Annotated in this window: 3 protein-coding genes; 1 reads left to right on the top strand and 2 read right to left on the bottom strand. The window is 45.3% G+C overall.

Annotated elements, in window-relative coordinates; genetic code table 11:
• Nucleotides 1–274 (top strand): hypothetical protein (locus RH89_RS29940; protein ID WP_038146151.1); only part of this gene is annotated, 274 nt, incomplete at its 5' end.
• Between the two features lie 21 nt (nucleotides 275–295).
• Here the strand turns inward: RH89_RS29940 and RH89_RS14540 are convergent.
• Both RH89_RS14540 and RH89_RS14535 read right to left on the bottom strand, forming a co-directional pair.
• The gene (locus tag RH89_RS14540; RefSeq protein WP_038125141.1) at nucleotides 296–892 is read right to left on the bottom strand and encodes an NADPH-dependent FMN reductase; all 597 of its coding nucleotides are present in this window, start codon (nucleotides 890–892) and stop codon (nucleotides 296–298) included.
• 167 nt (nucleotides 893–1059) lie between these two features.
• Complete coding sequence (locus RH89_RS14535) at nucleotides 1060–2274, bottom strand: iron-containing alcohol dehydrogenase (protein ID WP_038146152.1); 1215 nt, start codon at nucleotides 2272–2274, stop codon at nucleotides 1060–1062.
• Nucleotides 2275–2278: the final 4 nt, after the last annotated feature.

Here is a 2278-nt window from a genome sequence, read left to right as displayed (position 1 = left end):
GCTGACGAAGTTCGATTTTCAGACATTGCACCAGCAAACCCAAAATGACATAGAGCTTTCACAAAATGTGATTGAAATTCTACTCAAGTTTGCCATGAAAAAAGAACAGCGAGAGCGAGACCTTCTATGTCTTTCTGCGCAAGAGCGTTACGAAAAACTGCTCGAATCGTCTCCAAATTTGATTGAGAGGGTGACCCAGAACGACATCGCCAGATATTTGGGGGTGACGCCAGTCGGTCTGAGTCGAATCAAGCAGCGGGTATTAGGTCATTAGAAATTGGTGTTATTGCACCAGCTACATGCCATATACAAATTCTTTGCCCGCTTCTACCATATCGCGATGAATAGGTGCCAGTGCTTTAGCGTAAGCCGCTAACAAAGACATGGTGTACTGTGCCCGACGCTCAAAGTCCTCATCGGTGCAGTTGTTATCGCTGTCCAAAAGATCCTGACTGTTTCTGAAAATAAGGTGGTCAGGCAAAAAGCATACGTGATTGTTTTTGCTGCCAGTCAGCCTTAGTTCCGTAATCGGGTACACGCCGTTAATGCTTACCGTCACGCTCGAAAGCAATGCGGGCTTATGTCCCAGCTCGTTTGCCGTACTTAGCATTAAGAAGTTTTTCAAAGCTGGCGTTGCCATTCCGTGCCATTCCGGTGTGATGAAAACAAAGGCATCGGCTTGTTTCAGCTCTTCAGCGATGTTGTTCCACGGGGTCCATTCTTCTGTACCTTCCCAAACACCTTCATTCCAGAATGGTAAGTTAATCTCAGCCAAATCATATACTTTTGATTCATCAAATCCGTGAGCTTTGCTTACCTTCTCTAAGTACTGCCCTACTTTCAGGCTTTGAGAATTCGCACGCTGACTACCTGCAATAATGGCAATTTTCATGGTGACCTCCAGAACGTTATTACCCATGTTGAAAATTCATCTTCATTAAGTATCTTTCCAAAAAGATATAATTACGCTACCGGATAAACGTGAATGATTCAAGTATCTTTTCGTAAAGATACTTCAAATTAAGATATGTGAATATTATTAAATAGAGAAATAACCGCTTAAGCGCTGGGAAGGATTTTTCCAATCAAGACTTCGCACTGTTCCTGATTCATCTGTTTTGGTACTGGATAGTTCCATTGCGCCTCATGCAGTGCCATTTTTGCAATGTCAGGAATGTGCTCTTCCAGTAAGGCGTCAATATTAGCTGGAATATTCAAACTTACCTGTAAGTCACGAACGTACTGAATGAACTTTTGTGCTCTCATACTTTCAGTGGTTTTGGTTTCACTCACATGAATCAGATCAGCCAAATCCGCAAGCCTGTTGACCACCGCTGGCTTAGAGAACTCAAGGACATGTGGAAGAATCACGGCATTCGCCAGACCATGCGGCGTACCATATTTGGCTCCTATCGTATGGGATATGGCATGCACATAACCAAGACTCGCTTTTGTAAAAGCCAAACCTGCATAGTACGAAGCCAGAGACATATTCTGGCGCACCGCACTGTTTTGACCGTATATCACCGCTTTTTCAAGGTTATCGTGAATCAACGTAATCGCTGCTTTGGCGTAAGCGTCGGTTTCTGCAGTCGCATTCACAGACAGGTAAGCCTCAACGGCATGAGTGAGTGCATCCATCCCTGTGTGCGCCGTGATATGAGGTGGTAATCCCATTGAAAATGCGGGATCCAATGCCACTAATGTCGGGACCAGTTTAGGGTCCATTATCGGAGTCTTCTGATGGGATACAGGGTCTGAAACGACCGCAGCGATCGTCACTTCAGAACCTGTGCCTGAAGTCGTCGGCATAACAAAAAGTGGTGCCGTTGCGCGCCAAACCTTAAACAGACCAGTAAGGCGTTTAATGGATTTCTTATTAGTCACTCGCGCTGCAATGACTTTTCCGCAATCAATAGGAGAACCTCCCCCTAACGCAAGAATGCCCTGGCAACGCTCTCGCTGATAATGCTCCAGTCCTTTCTCGACCTGATCATAAGTGGGATCTGGAGTGACGTCTTTAAACACATAGCTTTCAACACCCGCACGCACCAGTTCAGCTTCCAGTTTTTCTAGTAGCCCAGATGCGCTGATTCCTTCGTCCGTTACAATCAGTACCTTTTTCACTCCGAGCAGAGATACAGAGTGACAAAGCTGCTTTAACGAGTCCTTCCCCATAAACATAGTCGGTTTGGGAATAGGAACCACAGCCGCCGCCACTTTTAGAGCTTTGATATAAGCTTTGTGCAGAATTAAGAGTAACTGGGATTGCATGGTA

This window comes from Vibrio nigripulchritudo ATCC 27043 (assembly GCF_000222685.1).
Lineage (GTDB): Bacteria > Pseudomonadota > Gammaproteobacteria > Enterobacterales > Vibrionaceae > Vibrio > Vibrio nigripulchritudo.
The sequence above is the reverse complement of the archived record's forward strand: the minus strand, read 5'-3'. Positions and strand labels throughout refer to the sequence as shown.

Excerpts from the sequence above, each read along its gene's own strand:
- RH89_RS14540 (WP_038125141.1), bottom strand. The coding sequence starts at position 892 with ATGAAAATTGCCATTATTGCAGGTAGTCAGCGTGCGAATTCTCAAAGC.
- RH89_RS14535 (WP_038146152.1), bottom strand. The coding sequence starts at position 2,274 with ATGCAATCCCAGTTACTCTTAATTCTGCACAAAGCTTATATCAAAGCT.